This window comes from Sphingobacterium sp. xlx-96, from assembly GCF_011007365.1.
Taxonomy (GTDB): domain Bacteria; phylum Bacteroidota; class Bacteroidia; order Sphingobacteriales; family Sphingobacteriaceae; genus Sphingobacterium; species Sphingobacterium luzhongxinii.
The window spans coordinates 563,574-577,512 of sequence record NZ_WFKM01000003.1; the positions used below are offsets into that span (position 1 = coordinate 563,574).

At 39.9% G+C, this 13,939-nt stretch carries 12 protein-coding genes; 9 read left to right on the forward strand and 3 right to left on the reverse strand.

Translation table 11 applies throughout. The features are described 5' to 3' along the window. The first annotated feature begins 46 nt into the window (after window positions 1-46). The gene (ftsY, locus tag G7B20_RS08205) at window positions 47-1,015 is read left to right on the forward strand and encodes a signal recognition particle-docking protein FtsY (protein WP_164110083.1); all 969 of its coding nucleotides are present in this window, start codon (window positions 47-49) and stop codon (window positions 1,013-1,015) included. A gap of 168 nt (window positions 1,016-1,183) precedes the next feature. Further along, the gene (gene rimO / locus G7B20_RS08210) at window positions 1,184-2,518 is read left to right on the forward strand and encodes a 30S ribosomal protein S12 methylthiotransferase RimO (protein ID WP_164110086.1); all 1,335 of its coding nucleotides are present in this window, start codon (window positions 1,184-1,186) and stop codon (window positions 2,516-2,518) included. A gap of 34 nt (window positions 2,519-2,552) precedes the next feature. Here the strand turns inward: rimO and G7B20_RS08215 are convergent, their stop codons facing one another. Continuing rightward, the gene (locus G7B20_RS08215; protein ID WP_164110088.1) at window positions 2,553-3,377 is read right to left on the reverse strand and encodes an N-acetylmuramoyl-L-alanine amidase; all 825 of its coding nucleotides are present in this window, start codon (window positions 3,375-3,377) and stop codon (window positions 2,553-2,555) included. 117 nt (window positions 3,378-3,494) lie between these two features. Here G7B20_RS08215 and rlmN point away from each other — a divergent pair, with 117 nt between their 5' ends. Both rlmN and G7B20_RS08225 read left to right on the forward strand, forming a co-directional pair. Next, a complete protein-coding gene (gene rlmN, locus G7B20_RS08220) occupies window positions 3,495-4,547 on the forward strand; it encodes a 23S rRNA (adenine(2503)-C(2))-methyltransferase RlmN (RefSeq protein ID WP_164110090.1) in 1,053 nt (350 codons plus the stop codon). Between the two features lie 54 nt (window positions 4,548-4,601). Further along, window positions 4,602-5,294 carry a ComF family protein gene (locus G7B20_RS08225; RefSeq protein WP_164110092.1) on the forward strand — a complete coding sequence of 231 codons (693 nt, stop codon included), beginning with the start codon at window positions 4,602-4,604 and terminating at the stop codon, window positions 5,292-5,294. A gap of 125 nt (window positions 5,295-5,419) precedes the next feature. On the opposite strand, the gene G7B20_RS08230 is transcribed toward G7B20_RS08225, so the two are convergent. After that, the gene (locus G7B20_RS08230) at window positions 5,420-5,803 is read right to left on the reverse strand and encodes a VanZ family protein (protein ID WP_164110094.1); all 384 of its coding nucleotides are present in this window, start codon (window positions 5,801-5,803) and stop codon (window positions 5,420-5,422) included. Window positions 5,804-5,980: 177 nt separating this feature from the next. Between G7B20_RS08230 and G7B20_RS08235 the strand changes: the two genes are divergently transcribed. The 5 genes from G7B20_RS08235 (at window position 5,981) to G7B20_RS08255 (ending at window position 12,820) form a co-directional block, all read left to right on the forward strand. Next, the gene (locus tag G7B20_RS08235) at window positions 5,981-6,313 is read left to right on the forward strand and encodes a PadR family transcriptional regulator (RefSeq protein WP_164110095.1); all 333 of its coding nucleotides are present in this window, start codon (window positions 5,981-5,983) and stop codon (window positions 6,311-6,313) included. Between the two features lie 34 nt (window positions 6,314-6,347). Continuing rightward, a complete protein-coding gene (locus tag G7B20_RS08240; protein ID WP_164110098.1) occupies window positions 6,348-7,937 on the forward strand; it encodes a PspC domain-containing protein in 1,590 nt (529 codons plus the stop codon). 62 nt (window positions 7,938-7,999) lie between these two features. Continuing rightward, entirely contained in the window at window positions 8,000-10,411 is a 2,412-nt protein-coding gene (locus G7B20_RS08245) for an outer membrane beta-barrel protein (protein WP_164110101.1), read from the forward strand. Window positions 10,412-10,662: 251 nt separating this feature from the next. Next, window positions 10,663-11,487 carry an ATP-binding protein gene (locus G7B20_RS08250; RefSeq protein ID WP_164110103.1) on the forward strand — a complete coding sequence of 275 codons (825 nt, stop codon included), beginning with the start codon at window positions 10,663-10,665 and terminating at the stop codon, window positions 11,485-11,487. A gap of 37 nt (window positions 11,488-11,524) precedes the next feature. Beyond that, entirely contained in the window at window positions 11,525-12,820 is a 1,296-nt protein-coding gene (locus G7B20_RS08255) for a UDP-N-acetylmuramoyl-tripeptide--D-alanyl-D-alanine ligase (protein ID WP_164110105.1), read from the forward strand. On the opposite strand, the gene G7B20_RS08260 is transcribed toward G7B20_RS08255, so the two are convergent. Continuing rightward, a complete protein-coding gene (locus G7B20_RS08260; protein WP_164110107.1) occupies window positions 12,817-13,437 on the reverse strand; it encodes a trimeric intracellular cation channel family protein in 621 nt (206 codons plus the stop codon). The genes G7B20_RS08255 and G7B20_RS08260 overlap by 4 nt on opposite strands. Between the last annotated feature and the right edge of the window lie 502 nt (window positions 13,438-13,939).

Below are 13,939 nucleotides of genomic sequence, written 5' to 3' on the forward strand. Positions count from 1 at the left end.
CTTTAACCGAGCTTAAGTTGAGCTCATCTTTAGATAATTTGTAAACATGGGGTTATTCGATTTTTTTAAGAAGAAGCAAGAGACACCTACACCTGAGGCACAAGAGGCCCTGGACAAAGGGTTAGAAAAGACTAAGGAAGGTTTTTTCTCGAAGATCACGAAGGCTGTCGTTGGTAAAGCTACGATAGACGATGATGTCTTGGACAATTTGGAGGAAGTATTGGTAACTTCAGATGTTGGTGTGACTACTACTTTAAAGATTGTAGAGCGTATTCAGCAGCGGGTTGCAAGGGACAAATATGTTGGAACGGAAGAATTAAACCGACTTTTAAAAGAAGAGATCCAAGAATTATTAGCAGAAAACAATAGCGATGATTTCCAGAATTTCGAGTATGGCAATCACAAGCCTTATGTTATTATGGTTGTCGGCGTGAATGGTGTTGGAAAGACAACTACAATAGGGAAGTTAGCTCATCAGTTGAAGGCCGCTGGAAACAGTGTGGTTTTAGGTGCGGCCGATACATTTAGAGCTGCAGCAGTGGATCAAATAAAATTATGGGGAGAGCGTGTCGGTGTGCGTGTGGTAGCGCAAGCGATGGGCTCTGATCCTGCTTCAGTTGCTTTTGATACGATAAAGTCTGCGGTATCTAATGGTGATGATGTCGCTATTATAGATACAGCTGGACGTCTCCATAACAAAGTCGGATTAATGAATGAGTTAGGGAAGATTAAGAATGTGATGCAAAAAGTCATTCCTGGTGCGCCTCATGAGATCCTATTGGTTTTGGATGCTTCCACCGGGCAAAATGCGATCGAGCAGTGTACTCAATTTACCCAAGCTACGGATGTTAATGCCTTGGCATTAACCAAATTGGATGGAACAGCAAAAGGTGGAGTTGTGATCGGAATATCAGATCAGTTCAAAATTCCTGTCAAGTATATTGGTGTGGGTGAAAAGATTGATGATTTACAGTTGTTTAATAAGAAGGAATTTGTAGAGTCACTCTTTAAGTAAGCTTCCGGGATGCCGGTTGTAAGCTTGGCATCGATTTCTCCAAGAAATATATATACGATGGCAGCCTGTAGGGGGCTTAATCGGTCTGTGATCAATGCTCAATACTATAAAGTGAGGACACTTTGGATTTCGAGCGGGCTCTGACCAGCCATAAGAGATAATAATTAAATGAAAACAAAGCAAACAAAAGCTGCAATTTCGACAGCGAGACCACGAGTTAACGTGGTTACTTTGGGCTGTTCAAAAAATATTCACGATAGTGAGGTTTTGATGGGACAATTGAAAGGTAATCAGATTGATGTCGTTCACGAGTCCAATAATATTCAAGCCAATGACATTGTCGTTATTAACACGTGTGGATTTATTGACAATGCGAAGCAAGAGTCTATAGATACAATATTACAGTTTTCCGAGCTGAAGGATCAAGGGAAGGTGAATAAAGTAATCGTTACAGGCTGTCTTTCCGAGCGCTATAAACCCGAACTTCAGACAGAGATACCGAACGTAGACGCTTATTTCGGGACGAATGATTTGCCGGATTTGTTGTCCTCTATAGGTGCAGATTATAGACATGAACTACTGGGCGAGCGTTTGTTGACGACACCTTCTCATTTTTCTTATTTTAAGATAGCAGAAGGTTGCAATAGGCCCTGTTCTTTCTGCGCTATTCCACTAATGCGGGGCAAGCATGTGTCCAAATCCATAGAAGATCTGGTCAAAGAAGCCAAATTTCTTGCTTCAAATGGCACGAAGGAACTTATTCTTATTGCTCAGGACCTGACTTATTATGGACTGGATATATATGGCAAAAGAAATCTTTCTGACCTGTTGCGACATCTTTCTGATGTGGAAGGTATAGATTGGATACGATTGCAGTACGCTTATCCATCCGGATTCCCAATGGATATCTTAGATGCGATGAATGAGCGCAGTAATATCTGTAATTATCTTGATATGCCATTGCAGCATATTACCGACAATATGTTGACTTCGATGCGTCGTGGTACGACCAAGCAGAAGCAGATAGACTTAGTAAATAAAATAAGGGATAAGGTACCTGATATTGCATTAAGGACGACATTAATCTGCGGGTATCCTGGGGAGACGGAGCAAGATTTTGAAGAAATGCTTTCTTGGGTAGAAGAGACTCGTTTTGATCGTCTGGGCTGTTTTACCTATTCACACGAAGAGAAAACCCATGCTTATAACCTAGAAGATAATGTGTCGGAAGACGTCAAACAAGAGCGCGTAGATGCCATTATGGAGGTACAGCAGGGAATATCTTATGATATCAATCAGACCAAAGTAGGAAATACCTATAAGGTATTGATCGACCGGGTAGATGGAGATTACTATATTGGGCGTACCGAGTACGATTCACCAGAAGTGGATAACGAAGTGATATTAAGTGCAAAAGATAACTATCTTAGGATAGGTGATTTTGTAAATGTCACTGTCGATCGGGCCGAAGATTTCGATCTTTATGGATCAGTCGTTAAATAAAATAGCAAGGGGCATGTAACATGCCCCTTGTTGCTTATAAGAACTTTTTAAAGATGGAGTAGAGTACCTTTAGGTCATTTTCCGTCAGTTGGGCAGTGTTTGTATCGCGTTGTATGTAATGCTGTTTAAATGCTTTAATGGAGGCATCAAGATTTTTCACATCATATCCGATCACGCGTAAAGCGAGTCGAGGGTCGAAGTTCGCTGGAACGTTTTCCAAATATTCATCATACCAGTATCCAAAACCATTATCTGCAAGGATTTTCCAGGGAAATCTAGAGGGATCGTTCTTGCGTGTAGGAGCGTAGTCCATATGTCCGATGAAATTTGCTTGGGGAATGTTATATGTTTTCTTAAGGTAAGTCAAGAGTTGTATAAGAGCTTGAATCTGTTTGTCTGTCCAAGGGTCTGTAGTGCCATTGTTGTCAAGCTCAATGCCAATCGAAGAAGAGTTTAGGTCCGTATCATTTCCCCAGCGACCTGCCCCAGCGTGATGTCCGCGGTACAAATCATTTACCATTTGTACTATTTTTCCATTTCTACCGATGACATAGTGCGAACTTACTCCTGCTTTGGCACTGTGGAATGTTTTTACGGTTTGTGCCAGCGAATCCTGAGCCGTATGATGGATCATTACGTAATTTGGTTTGCGGACACCAAAATTGATGGACCCAATCCACTCTTTGTCTATGCTTTCGATTTTTTCGAGCTGACTTCGTAAGGGAGCTTCTTTATATTGAATAGCAAATTCTTTGGCTTTTTTTTTGTATACTTTTTCTGTTGCAGCATATTTATTGGAGCTACACGAGGCAATCAGTGCTACGCCGACAATGAGGGGTATAAATAAAGACTGTTTCATTATTATTAGTTGATTTCACTGCAATATAGCAATACTAGCCAAAATTTGGCGTAATAGCTTTGATGCCGAAACAAATACTAGTGGAAAAAAGGAAAATTGACGTATCTTTGTATCGTGTTGAGTACTACAAAATTGATAGATATACGAAGTCTTTCGTTAGAACAATTGAAAGACAAGCTGGTGGAGATGGGCGAGCAAGGGTTCCGAGCGAAGCAAATTTACGAATGGATATGGCAGAAGTCTGCTGTTGATTTTGATCAGATGAGTAATTTGAGCAAGGAACTGCGGGAGAAGCTTAAAGCTGGTTTTACAATAAATTTCGTAAAAGTCAAGGAATCTCAGGTTAGTAGTGACAAGACGATCAAGAGTAGTTTTAGCCTTTACGACGGTAATATTATTGAGGGGGTTCTTATTCCTACACCCGATCGAATGACTGCCTGTGTCAGTTCTCAAGTCGGTTGTAGTTTGACCTGTAAATTTTGTGCTACCGGTTATATGGACCGTAAACGGAATCTCAATGCCGATGAAATATACGATCAAGTGGTACTGATCAGTAAGCAGGCGGAGGATAATTACGGAATACCACTCAGTAATATTGTCTATATGGGTATGGGTGAGCCACTGTTGAACTATGCTAACATGATGAAGTCTGTCGAACGTATTACTGCGCCAGATGGTTTAAACATGGCTGCTAAGCGTATTACCGTATCTACCGCAGGTATTGCCAAAATGATCAAAAAACTAGGTGATGATGAGGTTCGGTTTAATCTAGCACTCTCATTACATGCTGCTAATGATAACAAGCGAAATGAGATTATGCCCATCAACGAACAAAACTCGTTGGCAGCGCTTGCCGAAGCATTAAGGTATTACTATTCGAAGACGAAGAATCCCGTTACTTTTGAATATATTGTATTTCATAATTTTAACGATGAATTGCAGGATGCGAAAGAGTTAGCGAGATTTTGTAAGCATGTACCTTGCAAAGTCAATATCATTGAGTATAACCCGATATCCCTAGCCGATTTTGTAAATGCCGAAGCGGATAAAATTGAGACTTTTGCCAGTTATTTGCGTAGTCAAGGAGTGATAACTAATGTCCGAAGAAGCCGGGGCAAGGATATTGACGCTGCTTGTGGGCAATTGGCAATAAAGGAAAAGGCAGACTAATTCGGTTTTTCATCATATTTAGCTAAGTTTACTGTATATCAATAGTAAACAGTTTTGAACTTAAAAGCTTTTTTAAAGGATCTATTACATACCCTGTTGCCCGAACTGTGTATGGCCTGTGACGACGTTTTGCTGGCTCAGGAAGATATTCTCTGTACCATGTGTAGGTACCATTTGCCTTTGACCGATTTTCACTTAGACGCAGAGAACGAAACCGCTAGACAGCTATTGGGAAAATTAGATTTCCAGATCGCTATGTCCATGCTTTATTTTTCTAAAAGCTCTAGGGCGGAGCGTTTGCTCCACCAGTTAAAATATGGCAATAAACCACAGATAGGGATTTTTTTAGGACGAATGTATGGCTTAACATTGAAGGATATAGCCTTTCAACAGTCGTTTGATATGATTATTCCAGTCCCTATTCACAGGAAGAAGCTTCGTCAGAGAGGTTATAATCAAGCATACCAATTTGTAAAAGGCTTGTCTGAGTCACTCCACATACCAGCATACGAGAACATTTTAGAAAGAAAAGTCCATTCTGTAAGTCAGACTAAAAAGAGTCGTTCGGAAAGGTATGATAATGTAAAAGGGGTATTTGTTGTTAGTAAAAACAGCCCTTCATTAAAGGATAAGCACATCCTGTTGGTTGATGATATTTTGACTACTGGAGCGACAATTTGTGAAGCAGGATCGGTGCTCTGTACAGCCGGAGCAAAGGTCAGTATACTGACAATTGCCAGAGCCTAGTTTTTACCTCCTTTTTCCAGAGAGTGGCTTTGGGCATCCACAGTCTTTATTAAAAATACCGCAAGACTGTAGAGTTAGGCCTATGGTCAATAGGCTTAAGAACCAGGTTAAATATCTCTTTTTTTTCATTTCTCTCTTTTATAAAAAAATATAAAGGCAAACGTTGCCATTCCTATGCCTGTAATATCTGCAAATATATCCCAAATATCAGCTGTTCGGGTAGGGGATAAATATTGTTGAGCAGCTTCTGTTCCAAAGGCAAATATAACAGTACTAACAACAACTTTGGTAATGCTTAACCATTTACTTACAGACCTTTTTGATTTGAGAATCGATTCCCAGTACAAAAGGATACATAAAATGAAGAATATTCCGCAATGTACCATTTTATCAAAGCCCTCATAGAATGTTACGTTATCAACTTCGAAGCTTCTTGATGGAAGAAGAAGGATTGTTAACATTAACATAGCCCATACAATTGCCCAAATATAATTTCTTAGATATTTCATCGCTCCAAATCTCGTATTTAGGAATGAAATAAGTAGAATTTTGTTGAATTAAGTTTTCTTAAAAAATGTTTATCAAAAATTATTTGACTGTATTTCAGTAGGTTGTGATAATTTTTTAAAAAAATATAGTACTATGTATTGCAAAGTACCATCTAAAGGATATAACTTTGTATTGTTATGATAGCAGAGAATACACAAACCCAGATGCGAAAAGGGATATTAGAATACTGTATCCTTTCGATTATCTCCAAAGGAGAGATATACGCATCAGATATAATTGCAGAACTAAAGAAAGCTGAGCTCCTGATCGTAGAAGGTACCTTGTATCCACTATTAACGAGACTCAAAAACAATGGTTTGCTGAGTTATAGTTGGCAAGAGTCTACTTCAGGCCCCCCTCGGAAATATTATCAGATTACAGCAGAGGGATCAGAGGTGCTCTATAGATTGGATGTAACCTGGAAAGAGCTTGTGTATGCTGTCGAAACCTCTTTGACCGGACGTAAGTAAAGAAACCAAGAACTAACCATTAGAATATATTATCATGAACAAGACAATAATCATCAACATAAACAGCATTGTTTTTCATATCGAAGAAGATGCTTACGAAGTTCTTAGAAGCTATATGATCGAGATAAAAAGGCATTTTAGCCAATCGAATGATAGCGGAGAGATATTACAGGATATTGAAAATAGAATCGCGGAGATGTTTACCGAACGGATTCAGGCGGGTCGTAAAGAAGTAATTTCGATGGTGGACGTGAATGAAGTGATTGCGCAGATGGGGCGTGTCAGCGACTTCGAACAAGCGGATGAAGAGACGGAAGAATCCTATGAATCGAATTTTAAAGAGGAATACAGACGCGTTGTTTCTGAGAAAAAATTAATGCGTAATCCCGATGATACTGTAATCGGTGGTGTGTGTAGTGGTTTGGGCTATTATTTTGGGTTGCAAGCCAAATGGATTCGTATTCTTTTTATATTACTTTTTTTATTCGGAGGGTCGGGAGTGCTGTTGTATGTCGTCCTTTGGATTGTGATGCCTACGGCTGTTACTAGGGCAGACCGAATGTCTATGCGAGGAGAGGAACCCAACCTTCAGAACTTTAAGAAGAATTTTGAGGAAGAGCTAGGAGGATATAGAGATGAATTTTCAACAGTCAAAGGACAATTTAGTAAAGGCGCTCAAGCTGTTGGGAGTGGCGTTTCGAGTTTCTTTCGGTTTTTGGGAAAAGGGCTCGCTTTTTTAATGCTGTTTTTCTGTGGTATGGTGATTATAGGGATGTTGGTGACCCTTGTTGGCTTCGCGACAGGTATTCTGGGATATCAAAATGAAATGGTTTTTCCAGGACTGGAGTTATTGTCTACGGGACAAGCATTAATTGCATTATTAGCTGGTGTGATGGCTATCACCATTCCTTTTATTGCATTATTACATATATTCCTTCGTATGCTATTGAATACGAGTCCGATGAATAACTACCTCTCCTTAAGTCTGTGGGCAGGTTGGATCGTATCTATTATTTTGGTGTTGTTTTATGTCTTCGTAGGAATTCAGGAATACAAAGAGTCCAGTACGATCAAAGTAGAAAAATCTTTGGAAAAAAGGAGTGTGTATCATTTTGTTGAAAAGGACATTCGAGTAATTGATGGGGCTACACTAGAGAATGGAGATAAAAAATATACACTTAAAATGAAGCGGGAAGAGTTGTCTAAATATTTGAGACGAGATATCAATATCCGTTTCGAATACCTAGACTCTCTAGAGACACCGTATATCCAATACAACTATTTTGCCAAGGGTCGTACCTATCAAAGTGCCTCTGAACGAGCTTCACGGATTAACTATCTAGGGCATGAAGATAAAGGTAAGATCATATTTGATAGCCACTTTGCGTTAGCGACAGATGAGCCTTATCGTGATCAATCGGTATCTGTAATCGTATTTCTACCTGTTGGCTCCAAAGTTACTATTGATGAGTCTATTCACAACAAAATGTGGTATCTCCCTTATTCAGACTGTATGAATGAATATGCCGACGAAGAAAAGGAAAAACATACAGAGTGGGTTATGAAGCGTTCGGGATTACAGTGTGCGCCCTCGCATGTAGAAAAGCCTAAAAAGAAAGAATAGGATGCAACTAAATCGGAAGAAGAGCCGTCTAATTAAATGATGGAGTTGATTTATAACCCTATATGAAAAGCGTTTTATTTTTAATACTAGGTCTGTTTTTGTTTTCGGTATCGGCTATAGCTACTCAGCAACCAGCAATACGAGGTAAAGTCGTCAATCAGGATAACGAGCCTATCAATGGTGCTTCCGTTTACCTGATTACGACTACAGCGCGGGCGATTTTAAAGACCGCCGTAACGAGTGTAGATGGTGTCTATACGATATTGGACTATCCCCGTGGAACATTTATCGTAGAAGCTACAGCGATAGGATTTGGTAAGGGAGAGACCCTGACATTTAGCGTTGATGATTCAGGGCTAAGTCTACCCGCAATTAAACTCGGACCTCAGACAAAAGAAATTGAGACTGTTACAGTTCGTAGAGAGTTACCTTTGATACAGAGTACAAATGGTAAACTGGTTATGAATGTGGAGAATTCTTCCGTTAGTGCAGGCAATAATGCTTTTGAGGTATTGCAAAGAGCTCCGGGAGTAAGTGTAGATAAAGATGATAATATCAGTCTAATGGGGCAACAGGGGGTCAATGTGACTATTGACGGTAGGCCCACCTATATGACAGGAGAGCAGCTGGCTACATTTCTAAAAAGCACAGATGGTAGTCAGATAAAAAGCATCGAATTGTCCACTACACGATCGGCCAAAGATGATGCTGAGGGCGCCGCAGGTGTGATCAATATTACATTAAAAAAGAATAAATTAGAGGGATTCAACGGATCCCTTGTCGCAAGCGCAGGTTTGGGACTAAAGTTTCGTGGAAACTCTTCCATAAACTTGAATTATAAAAAGAACAATACCACGTTTTTTAGCAATTATTCCTATACCGACAATCGAACTAAAGAAACGTTGGATATTATGCGTGTCATTCCGGATAGTATTGGAAAGACCTATTTTGACCAAGCTACGGATCTGAAGGAAAGAGACCGAACTCATAGTTATAAACTGGGTATAGAACAAAAAACTTCTAGTAGGAATACGTTTATGTTTCAGTTTAGTGGAAATAATAATTTAGAAAACCGAGATAATCCTGGAATAACAAATATAGGAAGTCAAGTTGGTGTGATAGACTCTATCATGGAGGCTTTCACGCTGGGCAAGGAGACGTTTAATAAGTATTCATTCAATGCGAACAACGAGTTTAAGATAGATACATCGGGCAAAAAACTGACAGCTGATCTTGATTATAGTTTATTCAAGACCAATAACGTCTTGAATTATGAGTATAGAACTTATTTTCCGGATATGAGTTATATCTATCCCCCCGAGTATGAACGGAGTGACGCACTGACCGACATTAAGATTTTTGCTGCAAAGTTGGATTACACCCAGAAGCTCTGGAAAGGGAATATAGAAACCGGTTTGAAGTACAGTAATGTGGAATCAGACAATAGAATTGTGTTCGATCAAAAGATCGCTGATCAATGGCAAAATAATACGGGACGTTCCAATACGTTCAACTATGTAGAGCAGATCGTTGCCGGGTATTTTGATTACAGCACCCAGATCAAAAAATGGGGCATCAAAGCGGGGCTTCGTGGGGAATATACCTTATCCGACGGGATTTCAGAGACTGAAAACAAGCAAGTAAAGCGAGATTATTTTGATCTATTTCCCTCGGCATCGTTAAGCTATAATTACAGCGAAAACCATGTGTTCGCTTTGAATTATGCGCGGAAAATATCGAGACCCAGTTACCGGCATCTCAATCCTTTTGAATACTATATCGATAAGCGTACTTTCTTGCGGGGTAATCCTTATCTCAATGCACAGTATACCGATGGTTTTTCACTTAACTACAGCCTCTTCAAAATGTTTAATATAGCAGTAGGACACGACTTTACCAACGATGCTATGGTAGAGAGCATGGGACAGGATACTGTTGCTAAGACAACATGGGTAATACGCGAAAATCTGGGAATGCAGAGTACTACATATCTCAATCTTACTATTCCAGTCCGTATCGGCAAGTTCTGGACGATGTACAATAATCTAACTGGTATATATATGCATTTCCGCGGGCCGATAGCGGGTTATTATGTCAATCAAGGATCTGTATTTTTTCAAGGGAATTCAACCAGTAATTTCAAAATCAACAAGTCCATTTCTGCCGAGCTCGCTATGCGTTACAATTCACCTTTCTTGTACAATGTCTATAAAATCGAAGGACGGTTCAATACCGATATTGGGATGACTTATAATTTTAAGGATCAGCGTAGCTCACTCAAGCTAGCGGTTACCGATGTATTTCATAGTAATCACAATAATTTATCCACCAAGTTTCAGGAGTATGATTCGGAGATTCGGCAGTATAATGATACACAATCTGTCCGGGTCACATTTAATTTTAAGTTCGGGAATCTTAAGCAGTCTATTCGTCGTCGTGATAATGCGAGTGACGAAAAAGATAGAGCTCAATAAATATATTATGATTTAAAAGACTGTGTTTAGTTTTAGTTGTACCGTAGGCCTAAAGTGCCTGCGGTTTTTTTATGCTTTAATGCTCTTCGATTTAAACTTTGTGGGAGAGTTTAGTCTAACTCCTAGTTTCGGTATTGAAACCTGACTATGATTAATAAAATTATGTTTCGTATATTGAAAGGATAAAATATACATTTTGTTGCTATGGCGCCACTTGTAAGAGATGTGGCAGCCTGATAGAAAGGAAAGTTATGAAGAAGATATTTTTAGCCTTGGGGTTAGCAGGCTTCATTTTTACAGCACAGGCCCAAACCCATAAATTGGAGAAACTATGGGAAGCAGATCAAGGCTTGCCTGTTCCAGAATCCGTATTGTACGATGCCGCAAAGGGACTATTATACGTGTCTCTAATCGATGGCTCTGGCACCGAAAAAGATGGAAAGGGAGGGGTGGCACTTTTAAATCCTGATGGCTCCCTAAAAAATGCCAACTGGATTACAGGTCTTAATGCACCCAAGGGGTTGGCTTTGTACAGAGGTCTCTTACATATTGCCGATATTAATTCGGTTATAGTGGCCGACGTTGTTACAAATAATATCATTGACGAAGTTGAGATTAAAGGTTCCACTTTTCTGAATGATGTTACTGTAGATGATAATGGAGTGGTGTATGTGTCCGACACCAGGGATAATAAGATTTACCAGATTCGCAATGGCAACGCTTCTTTATATATGGAAAATGTACCGAGTGTCAATGGGTTGAAATACCTGAATGGTTCGCTGTATGCATTAGCCGGAGCAGAGCTTTGGAAAATCGATACGAATAAAAAAGTACAGGTCATCGCCAAAGGTTTTGAAAAAGGAGGAGACGGACTAGAGCCCGTCGGAAATGGTGATTTTCTCGTGACCTGTTGGCCAGGTTTGATTTATTATGTCAAAGCCGATGGCAGCATCGAAAAACTACAGGACGTACAGGGTAAAATGAATACGGCAGACTTGGGTTTCAATGCTAAAGAGCGAATATTATATATTCCCACTTTTAACAATAATAGCGTGATCGCCTATCAGTTGAAATAGATTTTTAATTACTTTTGTCTTATTAAAGAGACAGACCATGCAGATTGAAGCGTTGTACAGCATCTATAAGCAGTATCCGAAGATATCTACGGATACCCGTAATATCATAGCTGATAGTATATTTTTTGCCCTTAAGGGAGCGAATTTTAACGGCAATGCCTTTGCGGACCAAGCTTTGGAGAGCGGGGCTCGCTACGCTGTGATTGATGATGCGGCATATCAAAAGGACGAAAGATATATATTGGTTGAAGATGTACTGACCAGTCTTCAGGATTTGGCCAGGTACCACCGTGCCCAGTTGCAGATTCCTATTATTGGGATTACAGGCACGAACGGTAAGACAACGTCCAAAGAACTATTGCATGCCGTGCTATCGCAGCGATACAATGCATTTGCTACCCGTGGCAATCTAAACAATCATATTGGTGTGCCTTTATCCATCCTTTCCATCGATGCCGCTATAGAGATCGCTATCATCGAAATGGGGGCCAATCATTTAGGTGAGATTGCCTTTCTCTCCGATATTGCCCGCCCTACGCATGGGCTGATTACCAATGTTGGCAAAGCGCACTTAGAAGGATTTGGTTCTTTTGAAGGCGTAAAGAAAACCAAAGGTGAGTTGTATGATTATTTGCAGGATCATAATGGGACATTATTTCTGCAAGGAGATAATACCCACCTGATTGATATGGTTTCGTTTAGAAATATCAATAAAATCATCCGTTATGGCTTTGGTGCAGACAATGATGTGATTGGCAAATTGCTGATCGCAAATCCTTATCTTGCTATCAGTTGGAAAGAACGGAACAAGTCTGCTATTTACGAAGTATCAACTAATCTCACAGGATCCTATAATACGGAGAATTTTTTAGCTGCTATTGCGGTGGGACTACATTTTGAAGTTCCTGCGACGTTAATCAATCAAGGTATAGCGGGGTATGTACCGACCAATAATAGGTCTCAGATTACCAGAACCGATCGTAATACCGTTGTTGCAGACTTTTATAACGCTAATGCCAGCAGTATGGCAGCAGCGTTAGAAAATATGAAGGTATTGACAGCAGTGCATAAAGTTGTGATTCTAGGCGATATGTTTGAATTAGGCGACGATTCCTATCCAGAGCATGCCATTGTTATCCAAAAGGCTAAGGAATTGAAGTTGGACCGCTTGATTTTTGTTGGCGAAGAGTTTTTTAAACATCGCAGCGCCGAGGCCGAGTTTTATGAAAGTACTACAGATGCTCGGAAGGCTATTCAAGATCTTTCCGACAGCTTTGTTTTACTTAAGGCGTCTCGTGGAATGTCATTCGAGCGATTGTTGGAGGTTCTTTAGTCTTTTTTGTCGTCTACGTCAGACACCGCAGGTAGCGATAAATTATACTTTACAGATATCAATCGGATAGCTACTACGAATGAAGCGGAGATAAATGCATTCCAGCCCCTATCTAATCCAAAATACTCTAAGATTACAAATAAGAGTGCACCGGATAGACATGCCGATGCATATATTTCCTTTCGGAGAATTAGTGGAGTCTCATTCATTAAAGTATCACGTATTACGCCTCCCATCGCTGCAGAAAACATACCAAACATCATTGCTGCAATATTGCTGCTACCATAATCCAATGATTTCTGTGTGCCTACTACCGTAAAAAAACCAATTCCGATAGCATCGAACAATGTCAGTGTTTTTGCCCAGTTGTAAAGGTGTCTATTGGCTACGATAGAGATAAAAACCCCGATAAAAATCGCGATAAGGTAGTTTCCGTCTTCGACCCAGACAGGTCTTATGTTTAAAAACACATCCCGTAGAGATCCACCTCCGATGGCTGTTACGAACCCCATAAAGGTCGCTCCGAAGACATCGATACCTCGTCTATTGGCCGCCATTGCGCCCGATATGGCAAAAACCATGGTGCCGAGCAGATCTATACCATATATGATGTTCATAATCTAAATACTGATAAACAATGATACAGAAAATATTTAGAATTAGACATTCTTGATTTGATACTTAATTACACCTATAGGTTTTAACACTACTATGATCTTTTTTGCTAAAGAAAGAGCGTGTACCTATCATAGTTTTAAGTGGTTTAATAGAGGGGTAATCGCTGGGCAGATAGTCCGTCACCTTCTTAGCTCACGGTTTCTTATAGCTATTATATTATAGACGGCAAGTTGCGTTTGCCCCATTTTCCTAGCTACGGTTATCCCATTTCAATTTTATTCTCCGCATTTCCAGCGTTTTAGGGTTTTATTGCAAAAATAGATGGGGATATCCTTTGGAACTATGGGTTTAATTGTCCTATCTTTGCACCACTCCGCAAGGGAGGAACGGTCGGATCTTAGGACGGGACCATGAAAAAAGAAGGGTTTAAAGTTATTTAAACGCGGGAATACAAGAAAAGACGCTGAAATAAATTTTCACATTTATTTTGGAGGTTTGAAA

Excerpts from the sequence above, each read along its gene's own strand:
- G7B20_RS08235 (WP_164110095.1), top strand. The coding sequence starts at position 5,981 with ATGATAGCAGAGAATACACAAACCCAGATGCGAAAAGGGATATTAGAA.
- G7B20_RS08240 (WP_164110098.1), top strand. The coding sequence starts at position 6,348 with ATGAACAAGACAATAATCATCAACATAAACAGCATTGTTTTTCATATC.
- G7B20_RS08255 (WP_164110105.1), top strand. The coding sequence starts at position 11,525 with ATGCAGATTGAAGCGTTGTACAGCATCTATAAGCAGTATCCGAAGATA.
- ftsY (WP_164110083.1), top strand. The coding sequence starts at position 47 with ATGGGGTTATTCGATTTTTTTAAGAAGAAGCAAGAGACACCTACACCT.
- G7B20_RS08230 (WP_164110094.1), bottom strand. The coding sequence starts at position 5,803 with ATGAAATATCTAAGAAATTATATTTGGGCAATTGTATGGGCTATGTTA.
- G7B20_RS08245 (WP_164110101.1), top strand. The coding sequence starts at position 8,000 with ATGAAAAGCGTTTTATTTTTAATACTAGGTCTGTTTTTGTTTTCGGTA.
- G7B20_RS08250 (WP_164110103.1), top strand. The coding sequence starts at position 10,663 with ATGAAGAAGATATTTTTAGCCTTGGGGTTAGCAGGCTTCATTTTTACA.
- rimO (WP_164110086.1), top strand. The coding sequence starts at position 1,184 with ATGAAAACAAAGCAAACAAAAGCTGCAATTTCGACAGCGAGACCACGA.
- G7B20_RS08260 (WP_164110107.1), bottom strand. The coding sequence starts at position 13,437 with ATGAACATCATATATGGTATAGATCTGCTCGGCACCATGGTTTTTGCC.
- G7B20_RS08215 (WP_164110088.1), bottom strand. The coding sequence starts at position 3,377 with ATGAAACAGTCTTTATTTATACCCCTCATTGTCGGCGTAGCACTGATT.